Annotated in this window: 18 protein-coding genes; 4 read left to right on the top strand and 14 right to left on the bottom strand. The window is 39.1% G+C overall.

Annotation, left to right across the window (positions count from 1 at the left end; genetic code table 11):
• Positions 1-202 precede the first annotated feature (202 nt).
• Positions 203-826 (top strand): hypothetical protein, encoded by a 624-nt coding sequence (locus HMPREF2758_RS02125; protein WP_006908246.1) that lies wholly within the window; start codon positions 203-205, stop codon positions 824-826.
• A 151-nt stretch (positions 827-977) separates the two neighbouring features.
• Here the strand turns inward: HMPREF2758_RS02125 and HMPREF2758_RS02120 are convergent, their stop codons facing one another.
• From HMPREF2758_RS02120 to HMPREF2758_RS02080, 9 genes are all read right to left on the bottom strand, one after another.
• Positions 978-2,252: an RNA polymerase factor sigma-54 gene (locus HMPREF2758_RS02120; protein ID WP_070608921.1), complete on the bottom strand. Its 1,275-nt coding sequence runs from the start codon at positions 2,250-2,252 to the stop codon at positions 978-980.
• Positions 2,253-2,322: 70 nt separating this feature from the next.
• Positions 2,323-3,882 (bottom strand): cardiolipin synthase, encoded by a 1,560-nt coding sequence (gene cls, locus HMPREF2758_RS02115; protein WP_070608915.1) that lies wholly within the window; start codon positions 3,880-3,882, stop codon positions 2,323-2,325.
• A 28-nt stretch (positions 3,883-3,910) separates the two neighbouring features.
• Positions 3,911-4,663, bottom strand: coding sequence for an iron ABC transporter ATP-binding protein (locus HMPREF2758_RS02110; RefSeq protein ID WP_070608913.1), 753 nt, complete (start codon positions 4,661-4,663; stop codon positions 3,911-3,913).
• Entirely contained in the window at positions 4,660-5,517 is an 858-nt protein-coding gene (locus HMPREF2758_RS02105) for an iron chelate uptake ABC transporter family permease subunit (RefSeq protein WP_148128869.1), read from the bottom strand. Before HMPREF2758_RS02105 ends, HMPREF2758_RS02110 begins: the two co-directional genes overlap by 4 nt.
• Positions 5,518-5,687: 170 nt before the next feature.
• Entirely contained in the window at positions 5,688-6,656 is a 969-nt protein-coding gene (locus HMPREF2758_RS02100; protein WP_070608908.1) for an ABC transporter permease, read from the bottom strand.
• A gap of 36 nt (positions 6,657-6,692) precedes the next feature.
• Positions 6,693-7,721 (bottom strand): siderophore ABC transporter substrate-binding protein, encoded by a 1,029-nt coding sequence (locus tag HMPREF2758_RS02095; protein WP_070608905.1) that lies wholly within the window; start codon positions 7,719-7,721, stop codon positions 6,693-6,695.
• Positions 7,722-7,943: 222 nt separating this feature from the next.
• Entirely contained in the window at positions 7,944-9,944 is a 2,001-nt protein-coding gene (gene tkt, locus HMPREF2758_RS02090) for a transketolase (protein ID WP_070608903.1), read from the bottom strand.
• Between the two features lie 42 nt (positions 9,945-9,986).
• Positions 9,987-10,724, bottom strand: coding sequence for a peptidoglycan editing factor PgeF (gene pgeF / locus HMPREF2758_RS02085; RefSeq protein ID WP_070608901.1), 738 nt, complete (start codon positions 10,722-10,724; stop codon positions 9,987-9,989).
• A gap of 115 nt (positions 10,725-10,839) precedes the next feature.
• Positions 10,840-12,510: an ABC transporter ATP-binding protein gene (locus HMPREF2758_RS02080; protein WP_070608898.1), complete on the bottom strand. Its 1,671-nt coding sequence runs from the start codon at positions 12,508-12,510 to the stop codon at positions 10,840-10,842.
• Positions 12,511-12,902: 392 nt separating this feature from the next.
• Between HMPREF2758_RS02080 and HMPREF2758_RS02075 the strand changes: the two genes are divergently transcribed.
• A complete protein-coding gene (locus HMPREF2758_RS02075) occupies positions 12,903-13,172 on the top strand; it encodes a type B 50S ribosomal protein L31 (RefSeq protein WP_006908256.1) in 270 nt (89 codons plus the stop codon).
• 197 nt (positions 13,173-13,369) lie between these two features.
• Here the strand turns inward: HMPREF2758_RS02075 and HMPREF2758_RS02070 are convergent, their stop codons facing one another.
• Positions 13,370-14,059: a PAQR family membrane homeostasis protein TrhA gene (locus HMPREF2758_RS02070; RefSeq protein WP_070608896.1), complete on the bottom strand. Its 690-nt coding sequence runs from the start codon at positions 14,057-14,059 to the stop codon at positions 13,370-13,372.
• 67 nt (positions 14,060-14,126) lie between these two features.
• Positions 14,127-15,956, bottom strand: coding sequence for a heavy metal translocating P-type ATPase (locus HMPREF2758_RS02065; protein WP_070608894.1), 1,830 nt, complete (start codon positions 15,954-15,956; stop codon positions 14,127-14,129).
• Between the two features lie 301 nt (positions 15,957-16,257).
• On the opposite strand from HMPREF2758_RS02065, the gene HMPREF2758_RS02060 reads away from it, so the two are divergent.
• Together HMPREF2758_RS02060 and HMPREF2758_RS02055 are read left to right on the top strand one after the other, a co-directional pair.
• Positions 16,258-16,557: a hypothetical protein gene (locus tag HMPREF2758_RS02060; protein ID WP_070608892.1), complete on the top strand. Its 300-nt coding sequence runs from the start codon at positions 16,258-16,260 to the stop codon at positions 16,555-16,557.
• 188 nt (positions 16,558-16,745) lie between these two features.
• On the top strand, positions 16,746-18,797 hold the full coding sequence (locus tag HMPREF2758_RS02055; RefSeq protein ID WP_070608890.1) for an acyltransferase family protein: 2,052 nt from the start codon (positions 16,746-16,748) through the stop codon (positions 18,795-18,797).
• 75 nt (positions 18,798-18,872) lie between these two features.
• Here the strand turns inward: HMPREF2758_RS02055 and HMPREF2758_RS02050 are convergent, their stop codons facing one another.
• The 3 genes from HMPREF2758_RS02050 to nrdD all read right to left on the bottom strand — a co-directional run bounded on the left by HMPREF2758_RS02050 (position 18,873) and on the right by nrdD (position 24,353).
• Positions 18,873-21,677 carry a DUF1002 domain-containing protein gene (locus tag HMPREF2758_RS02050; RefSeq protein ID WP_070608888.1) on the bottom strand — a complete coding sequence of 935 codons (2,805 nt, stop codon included), beginning with the start codon at positions 21,675-21,677 and terminating at the stop codon, positions 18,873-18,875.
• 113 nt (positions 21,678-21,790) lie between these two features.
• On the bottom strand, positions 21,791-22,372 hold the full coding sequence (gene nrdG, locus HMPREF2758_RS02045) for an anaerobic ribonucleoside-triphosphate reductase activating protein (protein WP_070608886.1): 582 nt from the start codon (positions 22,370-22,372) through the stop codon (positions 21,791-21,793).
• Positions 22,356-24,353, bottom strand: coding sequence for an anaerobic ribonucleoside-triphosphate reductase (gene nrdD / locus HMPREF2758_RS02040; RefSeq protein WP_070608883.1), 1,998 nt, complete (start codon positions 24,351-24,353; stop codon positions 22,356-22,358). The genes nrdG and nrdD overlap by 17 nt, the downstream gene beginning before the upstream one ends.
• Positions 24,354-24,463 lie beyond the last annotated feature (110 nt).

Raw genomic sequence — 24,463 nt, 5'->3', positions numbered from 1 at the left:
ATAGGGCCTTTAGTTAACTTGAGACTTTAGCATCCTCACAGGAATGCCTTAAAAGACCTTAAATTTCTTCTACTAGTGTAGCATATTCAACTTAGATTGCAATGCATCTGGATCGTTTTTAATATAATTTGTTAAATACTTGTTACCTAAGCGTAAGTATTATTTGTTAGAATTAGGTTGACTATGAAAAGGAGAATGCTTTATGAAAAAATTGCTAAAAAATATCAAATTTTTGCTAGTTTGCCTCATCACTTGTGTTAGTCTAGCACCCACTGTCTTTGCCAACGAATCAGAATCCATAGATCCTTTCCAACTGCCAAAGGATTTACGCTTGCTAAACGAACAACTTGAAGAACAAGCTAGCTATCCTTATCTAACACTTGATCAAGATAAAACTGTCATTCAGGACTTAAATCAAGCGATGAATAAGTACTATGAAGAAGAACTTTCTGACCAAGAAAAATCAGCCAGCCAGGAAGAACTTGTCCCAGAAAATTTAGAAAAAATATTAACCCTTGTTAATAAAGAGAGTGATCTTAGCCAACTAAATCTGGCTATTGACCAAGTCACAATGACTGTAGCAGGAGATGAAGTCCAAGTTCCACGCTTGATTCTCCCCCAATCCTATCGCTATTGTGAAAATCTTGCTAATAACCACGATGCCCGATTAATTAATCATGCATTAAGCGTACTGGGAAATCGACTGATTGTCATTGCATATTACGATCCCGCAAGCGAAGAATTAGTTCCCTTACATTTAGTTTGCAACACCCATTCAATCTATTATAATGAAGCTTTAACCCAAGATGACGTATCGATTGAATAAAATGATTTTCTAAAATATAAATAAGGTTGATGGAAGATCCCTTCTTCCGTCAACCTTACTTTTTTGAATTTTAAACTCATTAAAGATAAAAAGCATTAAAAATAGCAAAGAGAGGAATCATGTCGCAATCGACATGATTCCCTCTTTTAATTTATGGCTGATCATTATTCATGCTATCACGATAACGTTTTACTAAATGATGACTAATCATAATGCGATCTTTGGCTAATAATTCAACCACTGCTTGATCGGTAATAGCTGACCCCTGCTCGTGAATAATATTTTTTATCAAGGCTTGAATATTCAAGGCTGACAATCCTGACCGACCTACTTTAGCAGAAACATTGATAAAATCTGATAAAGAATAGACCACTTCATTAAACATCAAGTTTTTATTCATCACGATTAATCGTACCAAAGCTTCTGATAAGCCCATTTGTTCGGCTAAATCCTTCATTAAATAAGGTTTCGGAGTTGGCGTAACTTTTAAGAAAAAATCTTTTTGATGATCAATAATCAATTGACTTGCAGCAAGCATTAATTGTTCTCGCAATTTTAAGGCTTGTTCCATGCTTTGATATTGATGATAATGCTTTTGAATGTAGGCTTGCAAGTCTGAATCTTCTTGCTCGGTCATCTCTTGATAATATGTTTGATTAAACTTTAACCTTGGATAATACTGATGATTAAACTCCAACTTCACTTGATCTTGATCAATAGAAGCTTTGACATCGGGAATCGATCCCGTCACTGGGCGAGATTCAAATAAAGACGCAGGGACCGGACGAAGTGAATGATAATAATAAACACATTCCTGAATTACCGCTTCGCTCAAACCCGTTGTAGCCTGAATCGCTGCATAATCCTGATGATTTAAATTATCAAAAAAGTTCTCTAATAGATAAGCAGCTCTCGTTGGTGCCTGCTTATCTTGTAAAGTCTGCAACAATAAACATTCCTTGACATTATACGCAGCCACTCCTGCTGGTTCTAATTGCTGCAAAAGAGTAATCGCATCTAAGACAACAATAGGATCTTGATGCAGCTTAGCGGCTAATTCTTCGTAGGTATAAGGTAAATAGCCTTGATCATCAATATAGTCAATCAATGCAACCATGACATCTCGAATAACCGTGTGCCGATGCAACATTGTTTGTTCATATAAAAAAGTTTCCAAAGTTTGCGCTAACCAAGGACTTTGTTGATCCATCGCAGGATCAGCTTCATGTCCATGCCGATCTACCGGCACTTGATTCACACGATGTTCAATGGGATACTCAAACTCGATAAAAGGATTTTCAATAAGCTTATCTTCAAAGTAATACGTTAGTTGTTCTCCGTTGAGATCGAGTATTTCTAATAGGAGATCGTTCTGGAAGATATCTGATTGTTTAATTGCCTGCAAAGGCAAATCTACAACACTCATCACTTCACCTACTTTCTAAAATTGTTCTATAAATTCATTATACCGCAGATAAAGCGCTTTTTCACCCCTTCTAAACAAATGGTGCCAAAAGTCTTAACAAGGCATCGGTAATCTTACCAAAAACCGTTCTTCGTAAATGTTTCTCACGAATTCGTTTGCCTTCTTCTTGAGCCTCCAAGAAATCTGCTTTAATGGCTTTAATTTGAGGATGAAAATAAAGGAGTGTTCCTGTTTCAAAATGTAAATATAAAGAACGATAGTCTAAATTAATCGTCCCTACAATAGCAACTCGATCATCAGATACAAAGGATTTAGCATGTAAAAACCCGGGAAGATATTCATAAATCTGAACACCGCCTTCAATCAGAGGACGATAATAAGACCTCGTGATCCGATATACCATTTTTTTATCTGGAATTCCTGGTGTCATCAACCTTACATCCACCCCTCTTTTGGCTGCTAAAATCATGGCCGTCTGTAATTCATAGGAAATCACTAGATAAGGGGTATAAATATATACATAATCCTCTGCCGCATTGAGGATTTCTCGATAGACATTTTCTCCTAAAGGCTCGCTATCCAATGGTGAGTCTGAAAAAGGTTGAACAAATGAAAGTTTATTTGGATTTTCTACTAAAGCTTGACGACTTTGATCTAAACTAGCAAGATGATCAAATTTTGTAAAATCAAAATCTTCATTCTTATAAGCATTCCATAACAAAAGAAACATGTGAGCGTAATTCCAAACAGCGCCCCCTTTAACACGAATCATCGTATCCTTCCAATAACCAAAACGATTCTTCCTATTGATATATTCATCCGCAATATTAACCCCACCCGTATAAGCCACTTCGTTATCAATAATGATATATTTTCGGTGATCTCTCGTGTTATAGACTAAGGATACGATAGGGCGAACAGGGTTAAACTTTAGGGCTTTGATTCCATACCGTGCCATATCTTCCACAAAAGAATCATTCAAACGTAACAAACATCCAAAATCATCATAGATTAAGCGAACGTCTACTCCTTCTTTAGCTTTTTGCTTGAGAACGTCAAAAATCTGATTATACATCTGTCCTTCTTCAATAATAAAAAACTCAAGAAAAATGTGCGACTTAGCTGCTTTTAAGTCTGCCACTAAATCATCCATGACAGACTCTCCATTTGGGTAATAATCGACCTCTTGATTAACCAAAACAGGCATCCCGGCAAAATCTGAAACATATTTAGCAATCGAGGATAACCGATTAGATCTATACTTAAGAATTGGTAATGCATCCGGGACAGTTTGTCGATCCACTCGATGATTTTCTACTTGATTTTGAATACGTCGGGTCATTTCTTTTAAAGGGCGTTTATTACCTGCAAAAAGATAAAATAACGAACCAAGTAATGGAAAGAGCGCAATCAATATAATCCACGACATCCGATAAGCAGGACTATCATCTTTATTCATTAAATATAAAATAATTAGAAAAGAGAGCAAACTTAAGACCATATTCAGCAAAGCAGAATAACTCAACAGACCCTCAATTATTACCAAAATCCAAGCCATTTGAATGGCTATTAACAGTCCAAATACAATTAAACGAACGATTAAGAATCGTGTTTCATTTGTTTTATTCATAAAGCACCTCTTTTTTGTGGCAATCTCTTTAGTAAATAGCAACCGGCCCTCTATCCCCTTGGATAACTTCGATCTGTGTTCCATAAATTTCTTCTAAGTTCGAAGATGTGACCACCTGATAAGGAGATCCTTCTTGTATCAATTGTCCTTGTTTTAGAGTAAACAGCCAATCACAATATCGGCTGGCAAGATTCACATCATGCAGTACGGCCACAACTGTTCGCCCTAACTCTGTAACAATCTGATTCAAATAATGCATCATTTGAATTGAGGCAGCCATATCTAAGTTATTTAAAGGCTCATCTAAAAGAATATATGGAGTTTCTTGAGCTAATACCATAGCTACATAGGCCTTTTGACGTTGTCCGCCCGACAGTTGATCTAAATAACGCTGACTCAGATCTTCTAAATCTAAAAAGTTTAAATACTGCTGGATGATCCGATCATCCTCTTGATTAATACGTCCTCGAGTATAAGGAAATCGACCAAACGATACCAGTTGTTTCACTGTAACCCGCGCCGTTAAATGATTTTCCTGACGAAGAATTGACACTTGCCGAGCCAAATCATTTTTTGAAAGGGAGTCGATCGAACGCCCGTCTAAGATAACCTGTCCTTGATCACTTTCTAATAGTCTTCCCATCATCAAAAGTAAGGTCGACTTTCCCGCCCCATTCGGCCCTAGAATCGCTGAAAATTTTTCCGATGGAACTGTCAAAGTTAAGGGCCCCAGGCAAAGCTGATCCCCATAAGACTTAGTCACTCCCACTAATTCTATCATACTTGCCCCCCTTTACTATCTTTAAAAATTAAAATTAAAAAAGTAATCCCTCCGATAAACTCGATCAGGATACCCACGACTCCTTGAGCGTTAAAAAGATGATTCATCGTAAAATAAGCCAGTGAAAGAATAAAAACACCTACAACTGGCCCCATTAGAAATAAATGCCGATGATCATAAGTCGGCGTTAGATAATAGGTAAAATGTGCCGCTAAAAAACCAAAAAAGGACAAAGGCCCTACTAAAGACGTAGAAATTGCCATTAAGGCCGCCACTAATATTAAACTAAAAATTAACCAGCGACGAGTATCTAGCCCTAGACTTTTGGCTGTTTGATTTCCCAACATCAAAACATTCAAATACTTGCTTACATAAAGGGCAAGTCCAAATAAAAGTAAAACCAAGGGTATCGCTACAATAAAATTCTCAGCTTGAACATGGTTGACTGACCCAAATAAACGGGCCTGCAAAACATCAAATTCTGAGGGTGTCAACAAACGCCGCATAAACGTTGCTAAAGCAGCCAAACCACTACCTAGCATCACCCCAACTAATAGCATCCGATGAATATCTTGCGCTTGATCCTCCAGTAGCCAAGTATATAAGCATAGACAGACACTAACCATCAATACAAGTTGCAAACAAAAAGCTGGCAAACCCTTAAATTCAATAAAATGAGACATCCCCATAAAGAAGATCAGACTCGTGTGAATCAAATGATAGATTGCCTCAAAGCCAAGCAAAGAGGGAGTAACTAACCGATTATTGGCCACTGTTTGAAAAATAATCGTCGCAACTGGCTGGCAAATACCCACTAGTAAAATGGCAATGATTCCCTTTAAACGCCTCTGCATAACGGGCCAAAAAGAGGGAGAGCCCGCTGACACTGGATTATTATATAAAAGTAAGGTAAGGAGCAAGATACTAACAAGGATAGTTAAACCAATAAAATAGCGATAATATTGTCGCTTAACATCTTTTGAGGTAAACCGATAACTAGACCTTAATGGCGAATATAATTCTTTCAGCGCAAACCCTTCTTTCGTTGAATATATAATAAACCAATAAAAGTCATCGACCCCACCATGGCCAAAACAGTTGATACTGGCACTTCAAACGGCATAATCAACCAGCGCGCCAATAAATCACAAACTAATAAACAAATCATACCCAAAATCAATATAAAAGGAAGATTATTCTTTAAATGGTCACCCCAAAAAATAGCTACGATATTTGGAATAATCAATCCGATAAAAGGCAAATACCCCACTACTGCAGCTACAATACCAACAGACACCGATACCAAAAACACGCCAATAAAAGTTATTTTAGTATAGTCTACCCCTAAATTTGAAGCGATCTCTTCCCCTAGGCCGGCAATGGTTAGTTCATCTGCTAATTTATAAAAAATAATGACTATTCCAATAATTAGCCATAGATACTCGTACCGTCCCTGTTGAACTGAAGCAAAAGAAGCAGTGAACCATACCTCTAGCATTTGATTCAAGTTAAATTGTAAGGCTAAAAAATTTGAAAACGCAGAAATAACGGCCCCGGATAAAATGCCAACTAGTGGAAGAAGAACAGATTGCTTAAAGCGTAAATGACGCACTAATCTTAAAAATACTAGACTTCCCAAAATTGAAAATCCAATACATAAACTCATCTTAAACACTAAAGGGGCTGCCGGATTGATAATATAAGCCAAAATCAAGCCGAGCCCCGCCCATTCCATCGTCCCCATGGTTGTAGGTTCTACGAAGCGATTTTGAGTCAACAATTGCATAATATACCCCGACAAAGCCATCGAAGCACCCGTCAAGACCAAGGCTAACGTCCTAGGAAGTCGGGTAATTAGAAGCATTTTCCAAGCCGTTTCCGACTGCGTTAAATCATAAACTCCAACAAAAAGAGATAAAAGAAACAATCCCAGAAGAATCATCGATAATAAAATAAGCCCTATCTTTCTAGAAACTTTTACTCGTCGAATCATTTCTTCCCTCCTTTAGTAGAAGCTACTAAACATTGTTTAATTTCTCTCTAACGATGCACCCATCAATTGAGCAATTTCTTCAAAGATCTGTGTAAAAGTCTGAATCGATTCATCGGTATAAGTGCTCTTGGGTGCATAATAAATATGTCCTTCTTGAACGACCTGTAAATCCTTTAAAGCCGATGATTGTTCGATAACATCTTTGGCAGGCTTTGCTCCTTCATCGTTCGATTGAATAGCTGCATCCCGGTCTAATACCATCAGCCAGTCAGGTTTACTTTGAGCAATGGCCTCAACCGATATGTCATCCCCTTTATGGTCTGAACTTTCATTAGCAACCTCTAAAGCAGGTTGCCAATTTAGCACTTGATATATCGGACCCCATACACGGCCAAAACCTGGTGCTGCAAAGCCAATATCTCCACCTGATACTACCAGAGACATCACCTTATCCTTTCCATTATATGCCGCTTGCGCCTGAGAAACGGCTAAGTCAAAAGCTTCACAAAGCTTTTGGGCCTCTGTTTCCTTTTGAAAAATCTTCCCTAGAGCCTGAGTCGACTGCTTCATACCCTCAACCAAAGCTTTTCCCGGTTCACTGGCCTCTTCACTCACATCAAAACTAAAATCCACCACAACCGCATCAGGGACAAGCTCTTTTATTTCATCATAATAACTAGCAAACCGTTGACCCACGATGACGAGATCTGGCTGCAAGGCAGCAATCATTTCTAGATTTGGTTCACGATGATTGCCAATATTTTCAATGGAAGAATCTTTAACATAAGCATTGTCAGCAGGCATCACATCTTTGGGTACAGCGACTGGCTTAACCCCCCATTCGATTAAGCTATCAAAGGTTCGATTGTCCAAAGCCACGACTTTTTGAGGGTTCACTGGAACAGTTACTTTTCCATGAATGTCCTCAACCTCAACACTTGTCTGTTCTTGGTTTTCTCTAGCATCTACCAAAAAAGGACGGGTATTTTTTCCATAAAAAGAAAAAGCAGTCGCTACAGACATTAGAATCATCAATAACCTAAAAAATTTTCTATTTTGCTTCATAAAATATACCTCTTTTATTTACTTTATCCCTATTGTACCAAACAAGCATTGAGTAGACCATATTTTTAATCTAAAAATTATTGGTCAATAAGTTTTTAATTATTCTAATTAAAAGTAAAAATGCACCATAAAAATGTAGTGCCTCCAAAAAGTTAGATTTTTGGTCCAACTTTTTGGAGGCACTACAAAGATAACACTTCTACAACACGCTTTTTAATAAAGTTATTTAAAGCTATCTTGGAAAGCTTGACTCACTTTTTCAGCGGTAAAACCATAGTCCCCAACAACTTGGTCCCCTGGTGCTGAGGCTCCAAAACGGTCAATACTGTAAACTACCCCATCAAGGCCAACATACCGTTCCCAACCAAAGCCAGCGCCCATTTCAATCGACATCCGTTGACGAACCGCTGAAGGTAGTACTTCTTCACGGTATGCTGGATCCATTTGGTCAAATAGATTCTGGCACGGCATAGAGACCACTCTCACATTATAGCCTGCTTTCTTAAGCAGCGCTTGCGCCTCAATTGCCAAAGCAACTTCTGATCCTGTCGCAATAAGAATTCCTTGCAAGTCCCCATCTGCTTCAGGAGAGATAATATAAGCCCCTTTGCGCAAGCCATCCTCAGCCTTTTCTTGAGTGTTTGCTAAAACCGGAAGATTTTGGCGGCTTAAAACCAATAGACTTGGCGTTTCTTTGGATTCCAAAGCAACTTTCCAAGCAACCATAGTCTCATTAACATCCGCTGGTCGTAAAACATTCAAATTAGGCATTGCCCTAAAGGCCGCTAAATGTTCAATCGGTTCATGGGTCGGTCCGTCTTCACCCACTGCAATCGAATCATGCGTTAAAACATAGGTGACTGGTAATTTAGAAAGCGCAGATAGGCGAACTGCCGCTTTTAAATAATCAGAAAAGACAAAGAAGGTCCCACCATAGATCTTGCTTCCGCCGTATAGTTGAATCCCATTCATCATAGCTGCCATCGCAAATTCTCTAACACCGAACCAAATATTTCGACCCCGACGTGATTCGGGCATAAAGTCTTCTGTATCCTTAATCATCGTTTTGTTGGACCCCGATAAGTCGGCAGATCCGCCCCAGAAGTAAGGAACGCTCTGAGCAATTGCATTAATTGCTCGACCCGAGGTCGCCCGACTAGCTTCGGCCTTGTCAGCAACATTGGCAAAAGTCATCGCTTCATCATAATTGCTTGGTAATTCGCCAGCAAAGGCTGCCTTAAGGGATGATGCTAATTCAGGATGAGCCCCTTCATATTTAGCAAACAAGTCTTGCCAAGCTCGATAAGCTTTTTGACCACGGTCAATCACTTTTTCTTGGAATAAAGCTCTGGCCCCTTCCGCCACTACAAAGGCTTCTTGCGTATATTTATAGATTTCCTTAGTTTTAGTCCATGCCTCTTGACCGATTGGTGCACCATGAACTTTTGAAGTTCCTTGATTAGGTGAGCCGTAACCGATCACTGTCTTGATCTCAATTAAAGACGGCTGATCTTGAACATGCTTAGCCTTATCAATTGCTTGTGAAATCTGATTCAAATCATTACCATTCGTCACCTTTTGATAATGCCAACCTTGTGCTTCAAAGCGCCCCTTGATATCCTCAGTAAAGGCTTGATCTAAGTCTCCATCTAGGGAGATGTTATTAGAATCATAAAGAACAATGAGTTTGCCTAGCTTTTGCCGACCTGCAAAAGAGCACGCTTCATAGGAGATACCCTCCATTAAGTCACCGTCTCCTACCAGGGCATAGACATAATGATCTAAAATAGGAAATTCATCGGTATTATAAAGAGCAGCTAAATGTTCTTGGGCTGTCGCCATTCCAACCGCCTGAGCAATTCCTTGACCTAACGGCCCCGTAGTTGCTTCAACCCCTTGAGTATGGCGATATTCAGGATGTCCCGGTGTTTTAGACCCTGCTTGACGGAAATTCTTTAAATCTTCGATCGACAAATCAAAACCTGACAAATGCAATAACGAATACAACATGGCTGACCCATGACCTGCCGATAACACAAAACGATCGCGATTAATCCACTCTGCGTCTTGCGGATTCACATGCAAGTGTCCTGCCCACAAAGCATAGGCCATTGGTGCAGCTCCCATCGGTAGCCCAGGGTGCCCCGAATTGGCCTTTTCAATTTGATCAACCGATAAGGCGCGAATCGTATTGACAGCAATTTGGTCTTTCTCGTTAAACATAATAAGCTCCTTTATGATTTAATAATTCTATTATAACATCTTCTAAGCCTGAATCATTGAAAAAATTGCATTTAGTTGATAATTTGTCCCTTCTCGTCGAGCAGAATGAAGCTGTGAAGTCGAGAAAGTAGAGCGAGTATCTGCATAAATTTGCGATTCTTTAAGCCCCGCATCCAACAATAAACACACATTGGCCTGGGTCATGTCTAAATAATACTTGCCGGCTTCATGAGGATCCGGCTTAAAGTAACTCATGCGGTCCGATCGTTTTTCAAAGGCTTGATAGACGATCTCATCCACTTGATAATCGACTTGACCAATAGATGGTCCGACCATAGCCATCAAATCTTCCAGCTGACTATTAAAGTGTGCCTGCATCGATTGAACCGCTTTACGTCCAATTTCCTTAGCGCTTCCTCGCCAACCCGAGTGAACTAAACATTGAGCTTTTTTTACCGGATCATACAACAAAATAGGCGTACAATCCGCAAATTTAGTCATCAAGATGACTTCTGATTTATCAGTGATCAAGCCATCCGTATCTATAAAGCTTCGGCCAAACGCTTCTTCTTGCCCATTTTGTCCCCCACAATATTCAATGCGATCCCCATGGACTTGCTTACCCGAATAGAGCATCCCTTCTGGGAAACCTCCTGATTTTAATGCCAAGTTAATCTGCTGACAGAAAGCTTCCTCTTGCAGCTTAGCCTGACGAAAGTTAAACGAAGCACCTGCTAAAAATACCTTTAGGCCCTTTTCCTCAAAATTTTCTAACTTCAAATACTCACCTCGCTAGAATTTTTAATCGCCTAAATCATAGCATTTTTTATCTGTAAAATCGAATTAAAAAAGGAGCCGCAGCCCCTTTAGTAATCGATCCTCTTCTAATTCTCAATTATTGAATCATTTGTTCATTAACATAACGACGATAATCTTCATGATTAGCATAAAGCGCTCTGTGGCTACCCAAGCCTGTAATTCTTCCTTGATCAAAAAAGATAATTTCGTCCGCATCCACCACTGTTGATAAACGGTGGGCAACAATAATCACGGTAATCGATTCAGGGAGATCCTTGATGAGCTGAATAATCACCGATTCTTTGTCCGCATCGAGATTTGATGTTGCTTCATCAAAAATAATAATTGAGTGTTCCCTTAAGAGGGCTCGGGCAATGGATAGCCGTTGCTTTTGACCCCCTGATAAGAGATTGCCATCTTCGCCCACTGGCGTGTCCAATCCTTGTTCCATGCGAGCAAGGTCCTCACTTAAACCAACTTGTTGTAAGACTTGATGAATCTTTTGATCGGTTGGTTTAGATTTGAGACCAAATAAAAGATTATCTCGTAAACTCCCTGATATAAAAAAGCTGCCCTGAGCAATATATGAAATCGCATTGCGCCATTGATATAGGTCAATCCTATTAATTTCTTGACCATTTATGCTTATCTGACCTTTTTGAGGCTGGTAAAGACGCATCAAGAGTCGAGTTAGAGTGGACTTACCCGAACCCGAAGGACCAACAATGGCTAAACGACAACCTCTAGGAATAACTAAGTCTAATCCAGTAATGATTTCTTTATCTTGATAGGCAAATGAAACATCCTTAATTAGGATATCGCCCGCTTGAAAAACTTGGTCTCCACCCACATCCTCTTTAGCCATCTCAAAAAAACTAAATAGTTTGGCTGAGGCTCCCTTCATTCTAAAATAACTCGAAATTTGATCCGACAACCCACCCATTGGATTCAATAATTGCAGGGTAAATACTAAAAACGACATTAAGGTCCCTACCGTGATTGCTCCCGAGGAAACCCGATAACCCCCATACGCAAAAACAATCGTAATAGCCGCAAATAGAAAAGCCAAACCAACCGGCTGAGTAAAAGCCTCTATTTTTTTCTTCTGAACAGCAAGGCTAAAATTCTCCTGATTTGCTTGATCAAAATCATTAGACACCTGATCTTCTGCTGTTAATAGCTTGATAAAAGCCATATTTTTATAAATCGTTATCAATTTAGAAGTAAGCCTTGAATTCGAAGTCTGAAATTTCTCAGCGTTGGCAAATGACAGCTTAGAGATCGGGATCAATAGAGACAGCATTACCGGAAAAGTAATAACCATCGCTAAAGATAGCTTCCAATCTAAACGAATCAGGGCAATCACGGAAAAAATAATGGTAAAAATACCCAAAATAAAATTCGGTAAAGACTGCGTCACAAATTCACGGATCTCTTGACTATCCGTCATAATCCGTGACACAAACTCCCCTGACTCTTGTTGGTCAAAAAAAGATTGAGGCAAATAGATTAAGTGAGCGTTAAGACGGCTTCTAAGTGATTCAACGGTCTTTTCTCCATTTAGGGCCGCTAAAAATCCTCCCAGTCCCGCCAGTGCTGCTTGAAGGACAAACAAAAGCAATAATATGAAAATGTTCTTTAAGCTAAAATGGCCACCACCATCAATCATCGTTTTTAGAAACAAAGGAATCGTCACACTCATTAATGCCGCTAAAATAGTTAAAACAATCCCCGCTATCAGGCTCAAATCCCAACGAATCGCTTTCATTATCTAACCTTCTTTTCTATTATATTTTCCTACTTAAAAGCAAACGATATCAATCATTTCAAGGCAACTCTTTACCGAGCTCCCATAACTGGACGGTAACTTCTCGGATCTGATAAAGGTATTTCTTCATCGCTTGGTAAATAAAACGTTTTCTGCTGTCATTATACTCCCCCCGTTTTATTTGCAAGCGTTTTACCGGTCGCAATTTTCTAGTGGTTAGAGTCACAGATAAACTTAGTAGTTAGACTCATCTAGTCCAATTTTTCCCTAAAAAGTTTCCCCTAAAAACAACTTGCATCCTCTCTTATTTTTTGCTAAAATACTTTTGTTGCACTTTGTGTAAGAATAACTGTAGGCTAGCGAATAGCTTACGGCAGAAAGGAAGTATAAGCATGAAACAAGGAATTCATCCAGATTACCATCCAGTCGTGTTTATGGATACTTCAACCGGGTTTAAATTTTTATCAGGATCAACTAAAACTTCTCAAGAAACAGTTGAATGGGAAGACGGAAATACTTATCCATTGATCCGGATGGAAGTTACCTCTGATTCACATCCATTCTACACGGGACGTCAGAAATTTACTCAAGCCGATGGTGTTGTTGATAAGTTCAACAAGAAATACGGCTTTGTTGATAAAAACGCTAGAACTGAAGATTAATTTTTATAGAGGCTTGTCAGGTCAAATGACAAGCCTCTTTTTGTATTTTAACTAATAGCTCTCAACTTTTAGAATTTATCTTAAATAATAATTAGCCACACCTGTCGTTTTAATCTTCGCTTTCACTAGGAAAAAATTAATAAAAAACTGCTTGTCCCCTGATCTGGAACAAGCAGTTTTATCATTCTCTCTATCTACTACACATAACAATAGACCGTCACAAAAAGACAAGCTGAGCCCAACATCACAAAGAAGTGCCAGAAGACATGAAAGTAGGCATATTTTTCGTCAAACTTATAGAAAATCGTTCCTAGACTATAGGCTAATCCGCCAGCAAAGAGCCAAATAATTCCTGGTAAGGGTAACTTGGTTAGAATCGACCTAATAGCAAAGATAGCCATCCAACCCATTAACAAATATAAAAGTGTCGAATGTTTAATAACCCACTCATTACCGACTGCTTTTCCCATGATCCCAATTAAAGCTATGCCCCACTCCACAATCACTAAAACCAATCCTAACCAACCGCCAACTAACAATAAGGCGAAAGGTGTATAAGAACCCGCTATCAATAGATAAATCGCAGTGTGATCAAAAAATTTAAAGATGGGTCTTAAGATTGTCCGCGACATTGCATGATACATCATCGAGTTAAAATACATCAAGCACATCGACAAAGCAAAAATTAAATAGGCAATGATACTCATTAGCGACTGACTTTTGACCCCTTTCATGAACAAAAAACAAGTCGCTAGAATTGATAAGACAAATCCAACCCCATGACTAACCGCGTTAAATACCTCAAGGGATATTTGATAAACATCAGAATTCAGAATTTCTGGGCTTGAAAAAACATCCTTCACTTTGAAAGCTTTATACTGTGTCATGCGCTAACCCCCTTCATCAATCTTTCATTCATTGTAACGCAAGCTAAGTCAATATAAAAGCTTTGATCTATTTCAACATTCTTAAGCCATTTAAAATAACAAGAATCGTTGATCCTTCATGGAATAATACGGCATATGGCAAAGTAATCCAACCAAAGAAATTAGCAATAACCAAGCCAATAATCACACCTACAGCAAAAATTATATTTTCTCGAATAATTCGTTTTAATTTTCGACTGGATTCAAATTCTTGATAGAGTTTCGCCAAGTCATTTTTTACAATAACGATGTCCGCAGATTCCATCGCAACGGCTGAACCTGATCCCATTGCCACTGAAATATCTGCCAAGGCTAGGGCTGGCGCATCATTAATTCCATCACCAATCATTCCCATAATATAACCTTTATCTTGACCAGTTTTTACATAGTGAATCTTGTCTTCTGGCATCATAGCCGCTTGATATTGATCAATCCCTAATTCAGCAGCCACATGCTGTGCCACTTTTTCATTATCACCCGTTAGCATATGAACCCTAACACCCGCCGCTTGAAAATTCTTGACCGCTTCCTTAGCTTGAGGGCGAATTTGATCAGATAGTGCTAAATAACCTTGAATTTGTTGATCTTTCGACACTAGGACATAGGTATAATCTGACTGAGATAGTTTACCCTGAATCCCCTTTGGATCTGCAAAACCATTAAAATCAGACGGCTTTCCGATTTGGATCGAACCTTTTCGAAGGCCTGAACCGGTCAATTCTTCAACTTCTTGCTGACGATCCAACTTCGATAGATCGACCGCTTTAAACTTTGTCACGATCGCTTGGGCGATAGGATGGGTCGAATGCTGTTCCATAAATACCACCTCTGCCAACAATTCATCCACTAGCTCATAGTCGACCACATCAAAAGCTCCGAAGGTCAAAGTTCCCGTCTTATCACTCAATAAGTGCTCCATTTGATTCAAAGCTTCCAGAGCAGCTCCCCCTTTCACTAGAATACCGTTTCTAGCCCCTTTAGAAATAGCGGCTAAAGTAGCAGGAGTGGCTGAGGCCACTAAGGCACACGGACTCGCCACTGTTAAGAAAACCATTCCTCGATAAAAAGCTTCTTGAAAACTTAACCCTTGACCAAAATGCAAAAGCGCAATAAAGAGTGGGACCGCAATTAGTACAGACCATACATATTTATTTTCAATTTTATCAATAAACCGCGAAGCCTTACTTGGACGGTTTTCAGCCTCTTCCACCATACGGATAATATTCGAAAAGACTGTTTGATCTGCTGTTTTCGATACCTTGAGCACAAAGGACTGGCCATCATTTACTGTTCCAGCATAGACTTCCTCGCCTATATTTTTATGAACCGGTACGGACTCCCCTGTCAAAGCAGCCTCATTAACTTCAACCGCCGACTCAACCGTTCCGTCAATGGAAATTTGTGCCCCTTTAGCAATCAAAATTTGATCACCAACTTTTAATTCCTCGGTTAATACTTCTTCTGTTTCACCAGAAGGCAAAAGTCGTTGAGCTGTTTCTGGTACTTGGCTCATCAAAGCCGTAATTGCCGACGACGAGCGATCATTGGCATATTGTTCTAGGACTTCTGCGACTGCAAATATAAACAAGAGCAAAGCACCTTCTGATTCAAATCCAATAGTACACGCTCCCAAAGCCGCTAAAATCATCAACAGATCAACATTGAGTTGGCGATTCTGCCAGGTATCTACGATAGCATTTTTGGTGGCTTGATAACCTAAAAAGAATATCGCAATGTAAAAACACAGCGTTGAAACCAGGGGCAAAGATAGAAATTGGCACAAGTAACCAGCTAATAGACATCCTGTTCCTAATAATACAAACCGGCCGCTTCTTTCTTTTAACAAATACGTCAACATCTTTCTCGTCTCCTTTTTAGTCACTAATCTAAATAAGTATAAAAAAAGAGCGCACCAAAGACAGTTAATAACTGTCTCACAGTGCGCTCTGGCTCTGCTGTTACATTTTTCATGTAACCCAGCTGCATAAATAAATTTACCGCTTGTTCAGATTTATCTTATTTGATTGTAGCTTAATTATAATCATTAAAAAGTAAGCTGTCAAGTCTCTGCCTAAAAATTTATAAAAAATAAATAGTGCTTTATCGATGCGTTCATTATAGAATGGAATTAATATCTAGCGAAGAAAGGAAGACTCCTAATGAAAATAGGTCCACGTAAAATGAATCTTGAAAAAAGCATTAAGGCTCGTACCACCGGTCAAATCAAACGGCGTATCAAGCGAAGCCTCAATCCCTTTTATGGAAAAAAAGGAATGGGATGGCTAAGAAATCCGAAGAAAGCCCTCTATAATACCATCTACCGTCGTACCACCTTTTCAACCAATCCGCTTTCTTACCTAGGTAGATCTCGCAAAAAGAGCAAAAAATCAGAATCGTCCAATTCTCGTTGGTTACTCTTTATTATTTTAATAATCCTAGCCTACTATATTTTAAAATAATCTAACAAAAAAGGGACTCGCTCTAACCCCTGAGCACAAGCACTTATCGACTAAAACAGAATCCTACACTAAATACATTTATATAAGTATTATTCGTTATCCCCTTTAAAAAATTCTTTAAATAAACTTTTAATTTATTCTTATTAAGCTTATAATGACCATGAATAACATAAAGAGAGTTGAATACTATGCAAAGCAACCGCATCAAAAGCTTAGACGGCTTGAAGGGACTATCCATTCTTGCCGTTATTTTATACCATCTATGGCCAAATTTGGTTCCAGGAGGCTTCTTTTACGTCAATGCCTTCCTTGTTTTTGGAGGCTATTTTTTAGCGCGTAAGGTTCAAAACCTATCTTTTGATCAATGGAAAACAAATACCCTCCGCTTAATTCAAAAACAATTAGCCCGTCTTTGGATACCACTTCTGTGGCTCATGGCTATTATCGTATCTTTATATTTAATCATTAATCCAACTGCACTAAAAAGTATGCGGAATGATATCTTAGCATCCTTATTTTTCTTTAACAACTTCTTTCAACTAGCTAGTGATAAGTCCTATTTTACTGACATGGCCCTAGCCTCACCCTATACTCATTTATGGTATGTGGCCATTTATGTCCAATCCTTCATCGTTTCATTAATTTTATTGCTTATTAATCGATGGTTTACTGAACGGATTTGGGAGCCTTGGAGAAAGTATCAAGTCTTCTTTTGGCTAGCTATTGTTTTTATCTGTCACGGAGCTTATTGGCAACTCTACCGACCCAATACTGATCCATCAAATGTTTATTATGGTCTCTTTACACGTTACGGTTCATTCGCCACTGGGATTTTCGCATATTTTCTATTTCCAGAACTCAATAAATTATTCCGTCATCTATCCTCGCGAAAAAGCACTATTTTCATCACCCTAATCGGGACGATCGCCCTCTTCGATATGCTCTTGATGACTTTCAGCCTAAATGATAATCATCCTTGGACTTATCAAATGGGCCTAGCTTATTTTGATCTTTTAACATTGGTCTTTTTATTTGCTAATCAACGTTCTAACAAGTTTTTTGAATCAACCATCGGAAATCCTGGTCTGACATATATTGGCAAAGCCTCATACTCTTTCTACCTTTGCTACTATCCGATAACCGTCCTGGCTTTTAGTTTATTGAGGCTCTTTCAAGGGCAAGTTCTTTTATTGAAAATCATCTGCTTTATCAGCATTTTTATGATAGGTAGCCTATTTTATTACTTCATTGAATCCAAGCGTTTTACCTATTTATTTGGTAATGATTTATCCTGGATACAAGATCTTAAGACTTTTGGCTCCTTCTATACCGGAACACCTGGGCTACTCACCTTAGCTCGTAGTTTTATTTTTTGGGGGCTGTGTATGGCGTTGGGCTACGGCATTGCGATCTCTAAAAATGATAAACCTTTAGCCTTATTCCAATTAGAATATGGCAACTACCAAGCCGATCCAAGCCCCTTGAACTTTTATTATCCCTATGATCATTCCGCTAAAAACCTAAAAGACTATCTTAGTCAAGTTGATAAGACGTTAGGAACCCATTTCATTCTTCCTGTGCAAACAAGGGAAAGTCCAGTTGAGCTAGCCTTAAAAGAGGATCCGCGTCAACGAATAGATTTTGCTAGCTTAGATATTTCAGAAGAAAATCAAGCAATTATCGATGAGTTAGCTGTTTTTAATCCGATTATTGCAGAGGCCTTAACACCCCTTCAACAAGTCTATGCTCTGGAAGCAAAAGTGACCCTCTTTGGGGACTCATTAGCCAAGTTGAATGGTCCAGCTTTTGTGAATCTCTTCCGGTCCTCAAATTTCTTTGGTTATGTATCGATGCAAGTATGGGATGCCGATGAAAAGTTGGCTCAATTAATCCAAGAAGGTGTTGTCAATGATACGTTAGTCATTAATATTGGTACCAATGCCGGATTAGACGAGGAAGGGATTAGTGACTTAATTAAAGTTGCTGGCGATCGTCAGATCTACCTGGTTACAACGAACTCTGCTGTCGAGCACCTTAAACAGGTCAATGATATCATTGAGTGGGCTAGTCAAACCTATCCAAATATTCATGTGATTGATTGGCATGCTATCGCTCAAGGTCATCCTGAATATTATGATATTGATGACATCCATCTATCGATTGAGGGAATGGAGTACTTCGTTAGTTTAGTCGCTAAAGATCTTTACCAAGATAACTTTATTAATAATATAACTCCCTAAACTTTATCTTGCTTCACTCAAAAAGCCGAGTCATAACTTTTTATGACTCGGCTTTTTCAATTAATAGATTCAATTTTAGTTAAATAGCGGATACTCCAACATCACATCTGACTCATCAGGAGAAACATTTCCCGCAAAGTTCGGCGTCACTAAGGTCAATTTACCTTGGCGATTAATAAATAAATAGAAATCATTCGAATAGCCTGCATCCTCTCGGATTCCTAAAAGATTAATTCGTGTATCAACCTGAACAGTCCGTATTCCTGATTGATCTGCAGAAAAAATTCGAATTTCTTTAGATGGAATTGATTGAAGTTGGTAGCTGTAGTTTTCACCTTGATTAAAAGGCATCTGACGAAGGTCATCATAATCAAATGGGTTCGCCGAAGTATCTTCTAGGCTATGTAAAAAGATCTCACTTTGAGTAAGGAAAATTCCTTGAGGCACATTCATTCCTTGTAGGAAGAAAGTTAATTCACCACTAGCTTGCTCTGCCAGTGATTGAGTCAACAATTCCATACTTGGCGTCATTTGTTGCTCACCCATTGAATCTTCTTCCTGGTCTTCGGTAGCTGCTTCTGATACATCCTGACTAGACTCAATTGGATCCGTTTGAACATCACTGTCTCCTGAATCAGCTTCCGATAAGTCATCCGACGAGTCCTCAACTTGTTCCTGACCAGTTTCCTGGGATGGCGTAGAATCCTCTGTTTCCTCTTGAACGGCTAACCCATTGAGTACATCAACCATAGCTCGAGAAAATTTTTCTGACAAATCAGCATTTTGACTGTCTGCAAAGGCAAGCGCATTACCCTGATTAACCAAGATATGAGCTTCACCATTGAGATATCCCAAAAGATAAACATGAGGGTCTTCTGGATTACTATCCATATCAGATCGCACCGACACAACGTAAAAGACATCCGCTTGAGGGGTCTGATCAACTCGATCAATTGCAACCGTTAGATTGGATCCATTTATAGGTAGCGAGATCCCATCTAAACCTTGTGCCAGAACTAACCCATTGAAATCCCCTTGCCTAGTATCACCATATTCTAAATAGGATTGACCCATGGCCTTTGACCATTCATTATAGAAATACTCATCAAATTCCTGGCGAGCTTGCCCAGCAAATCGACTCTGACCCAAAGGATCACTCGGTAATACGGGGTCTACTTCTTCCGTATTCTCACTCGTCGTATCCTCGCTTGACTCATCGCTTGTTTCAACCGCTTCTTCAGAAGAGGCTTCTTCCTCATCTGTTGAGCTAGTATTTTCTTGGCTAGAGGCTTCCTCTTGTATCATTTCTTGGCTTGACTCTTGACCGAGAATCAGAGTCGTTTCCTGATCTTCTGCCTCTCTTGACTCTTCCATTGTCTGCAATTGATAATCAGCTGGAATCGGTGCTTTAACTGAGTGATCCTCTACTTCAACACCATACTCTCCTTTAAAGTCATAGACGGGAATAAGTGTCTCATTCGTTGAAAGATCTTTCACAGATAAATCCTCTTCGCTCTTAAATTCAACCTGATACTCTCCAATAGAACCCTCCTGATCCGGATTAACGGATAATATCGCTAAATCTATCTTGTTATCTGATTGACGCTTTAATTGATAATTATAAGCCTCTGGCGCATACCCTGTCGCAAAAGCGATTGCTTGAACCAATTGACTCATTGCAGGATTATCATGGATTTGACGAGCTTGATCCAAAGTCCTTAACCATTTTACTTTTAACGATTCCTGACTATCCTTATTCTCTGGAAGTCCTGCTAGGACTTGATAGCAGAGCGCTCGAATATAATTAAGTGCCTCGTACTCTTCTTGACTCAACGGAGCTTGGAGCTTCTCTACAATAAATGTATGCGAGTACACTGATTGACAAGCTTGAGTATCCCCTGCCTTTAATTGGACCATTAGATGATCTAACAAAGCTGGAATAATCGGATGATAACGATCAGCATCCTGATAATCCGGCAACTTAAGCTGCAAGGCTTGCTCAACCGTTAAACTTCCCTCTTGATTGGTTAAAATTTCTTCCCAACCCGACCCAATCACAGATACTTGTAATTGATCAATCGTCTCTTTACGTCTTGCAGCATCCGTTTCGGCAAAGTCCTGTGCAAATTTTAATAATTCTTGTAATAAATCATTGTTCAAACGATGATCCACTTTAGCTGCTTGAAGTTGATTCATTACAATCAGAGATATTTGATCTGCATTAATCGTAGTATTGTTAGTAATCTGATTAACAATATCAATCTTAATATGAGAAATAATCTGGTTAATCTGATAATTATTGATCTGGGTAATATTTTGGATATTTTGAACAACTTTTATTTCTTTACCTGCCACATCTACATCGTGATTGTCAATCTTTTGTCCTGTTTTTTCAAGCAAGGCATACACACCCACTAGGGCTCCTTCACCAGTTACTTGTATCGGTGTGGCAATTCTTATTAGAACATCTTTAGCCCCCGAAGTGATGGCAGCATTTTGATAAGTCGTTGGTGTCACCATCGTAATATTTTGAGGGGTGACTACTTGAATTTGTACGCCATAGCCAGGTGCTTGTGGAATAATGAAAGCTGAAGAATAGACACCCGTTGCTGAATTCGATCCATCCCGAAGATAACGATTAATCGTATTTCCATCAATTCGTAATGTTTGATTGGTTGGGGTATTCACTGCCCCCAAGTATTGACGCGTCATCGTTTCTTGGTCTGGAGACAAGGTAGCCCCTAAAGATAAAAGTTCTTTTGATTCTTTAGCCAAGACTCGTGGCATGTCTGCACTAAAACTCGTTAGTAATGGTGTCATACTAGGAAAAAGCAGCATCAAGCTAGCACCCGCTAACATAACTTTTAATTGTTTTTTCATGGTAATCCCCTTCCTCCTTAATTAGTTATTTCTATTATACCTAATTATAAAGCGGTATCAATGTCATTAAAATAAAAAGGCCGGTTCATTATCCGACCTCTTTAAAACGATTACTAATCATCAATATAGAGAACCACCCTACCTTGACGATAAGTTTCTTTAACATCAATAATGCGTTGATTACGGCTTCCTCGAAAAGCCTTGGTTAAATCCATTTCAGCTAATAAAAACCGCCCATCAACTAAGACATCGACCATCTCTAAAAGAACTAACTTATCCCTAGACTCTTCTTGCAACTCTTCGAAAGTATAACCTGTCCAGGACCAAATATCCTTACTCTGTCCAAAACGTTGACGCACTTTTTGACATAAGGGCACAAGCACATTGGTATTCAAGAACGGCTCGCCCCCTAACAGCGTTAATCCCTGACAATAAGGTGCTGACAAATCATTCAATATCTGCTCCTCTAATTCAGGCGTATAATCAATCCCATAATTAAAATTTTGCGCCGCCGCATTATAACATCCTGGGCAAGCAAACAAACACCCCGAAACGTAGATAGAACAACGAACGCCCTCTCCATCTACAAAGTTATAAGGTTTATAATCTGCAATTTTACCTTTTGACCAATCCTTGGCCAACCATTCCTTTGGGCGAGGATTTTTTGGTAATTGTGAATTATCCCTTGTGGTCAAAGGTCTCACCCTCTTGATTTTCAATTTTTATACGAGCTAATCGATGCTGATCAGCATCTACTAAAGATGATCCATGCATGTTTTTTACACGAGCATTGATTTCCTTTTGACGGCCTTCAATATAAGGACGTTTCATCGGATTGCCTAAATAACCGCAAGTACGCTTTACCACATCACAAGTATCTGGATTTCGATTTCCACACTCTGGACACTCAAAGCCTTTAGCCGTCGCCTTAAATTCACCGTCAAAGCCACACTCATAGCAATGATCAATTACGGCATTAGTCCCTAAGTATCCTACATAATCATAAGCAAAATCCCATACTGCCTCTAAAGCTTTAGGGTTTTGCTTAATATTAGGGTACTCCGCATATTGAATAAATCCACCCGTTGAATAATGAGAATAAGGCGCTTCGAAGGTTAATTTTTCAAAAGGGGTCCAATCTTTTCGTACATCTAAATGGAAGGAGTTATTATAGTACCCCTTATCAGTAATCCCCTCAATCGCTCCAAATTTTGCCTTATCCAACCTACAAAATCGATCCGTTAAGGATTCACTAGGCGTCCCATAAACCGAAAAATGATAGCCATATTCATCCCCCCACGCATCTGTATGTGCTTTGAGGTTCTTCATTACATCTAAGGTAAACTGACGTGCTGTTTCATCCGATTCCCAATCAGGACCAAAAAACACACTCCCCACCTCATATAAACCGATATAGCCTAACGAAATCGTGGCTCGGCGATGATTAAATAACTGATCTACATCTTCCCCGTCTTTAAGGCGTTTCCCAAAAGCTCCAAACTCATAAAGAATTGGCGCATTTTCAGGTTTTGCTTCCTTAACCCGTTTAATTCGATACAAAAGGGCCGTTTTAGCGATGCTTAAACGTTCCTCAAGAATCTCCCAAAAAAGATCCTTATCACCTTTTGACTCCAAGGCAATCCGCGGTAAATTTAAAGTCACCACCCCTAAATTCATTCGACCTGCATTCACCGCTTTTCCAGTCTCTGGATCTACCCATTTTTGAGGAAAAGAACGGCATCCCATACTCGTCTTAACATCTCCAGTAATCTCTGTTAATACTTTTGCTGAGATCACATCCGGATACATCCGCTTAGTGGAACATTCAACCGCTAATTGTTTGATATCATAGTTTGGATCTTCAGATTTGAGGTTAATACCATCCTGTAAAATAAAGACTAATTTAGGAAAGATCGCTGTACGTTTATCTTTTCCCAAGCCCGCAATGCGAATTTCAAGCATGGCTTTTTGAATTTCTCGAGCATACCATGAAGTACCTAGCCCAAAACCGAAAGTAACAAAAGGGGTTTGTCCGTTGGAAGTATACAGAGTATTCACTTCATATTCCATACTTTGACAAGCGTCATGAATTTCCTTAGCGGTGAGCTCTTTAGCATATGCTTCTTGTTTGGCAGGGTCTTCAATCCATTTTTGAGCCTTTTTAAAGTGCTTTTGATAAGAGATTTCAGCATAAGGAGCCAACACTTCATCGATTCGATCAATGGATGTTCCTCCAAACTGACTGGACGCAACATTGGCAATAACCTGGCTCACTAAAGCCGCTGCCGTTTGAATGGATTTAGGGCTCTCCACTTTGGCGTTCCCAATCTCAAAGCCATTTTTCAGCATACCTTCTATATCTACTAAACAGCAATTTGTCATTGGCATATAGGGTGAATAATCTAAATCATGAAAATGAATATCTCCCTTAAGATGTGCAAAAGCAACAGACTTAGGCATCATTTTTAACCCAACCGCTTTAGCAACACTTCCAGCCGTTAAATCCCTTTGTGTATTAAATACATTGGCATCTTTATTTGCGTTTTCATTAATGACGCGCTGATCTTTATTAATTAATTGTTCCATAGCTTTTTCTAAGCTTGTCGCATTGGTATAAGCTTGATGCATTTCCTGATTCATCCCAGTAAATTGCCATCGATATCTTGTCGTTTCCATGACTTTCATTCCTTTCAAAAAGGAACAGCATACGATTTAGACCATTCCTCATCACTAAAATAAATATAAAAAAACACAATATTTAGTAGATACTTATTATTTCATCACTA

The organism is Facklamia sp. HMSC062C11 (assembly GCF_001810675.1).
Lineage (GTDB): Bacteria > Bacillota > Bacilli > Lactobacillales > Aerococcaceae > Facklamia > Facklamia hominis.
Note: the sequence above shows the minus strand (reverse complement) of the source record. Positions and strands in the feature narration are given on the sequence as shown.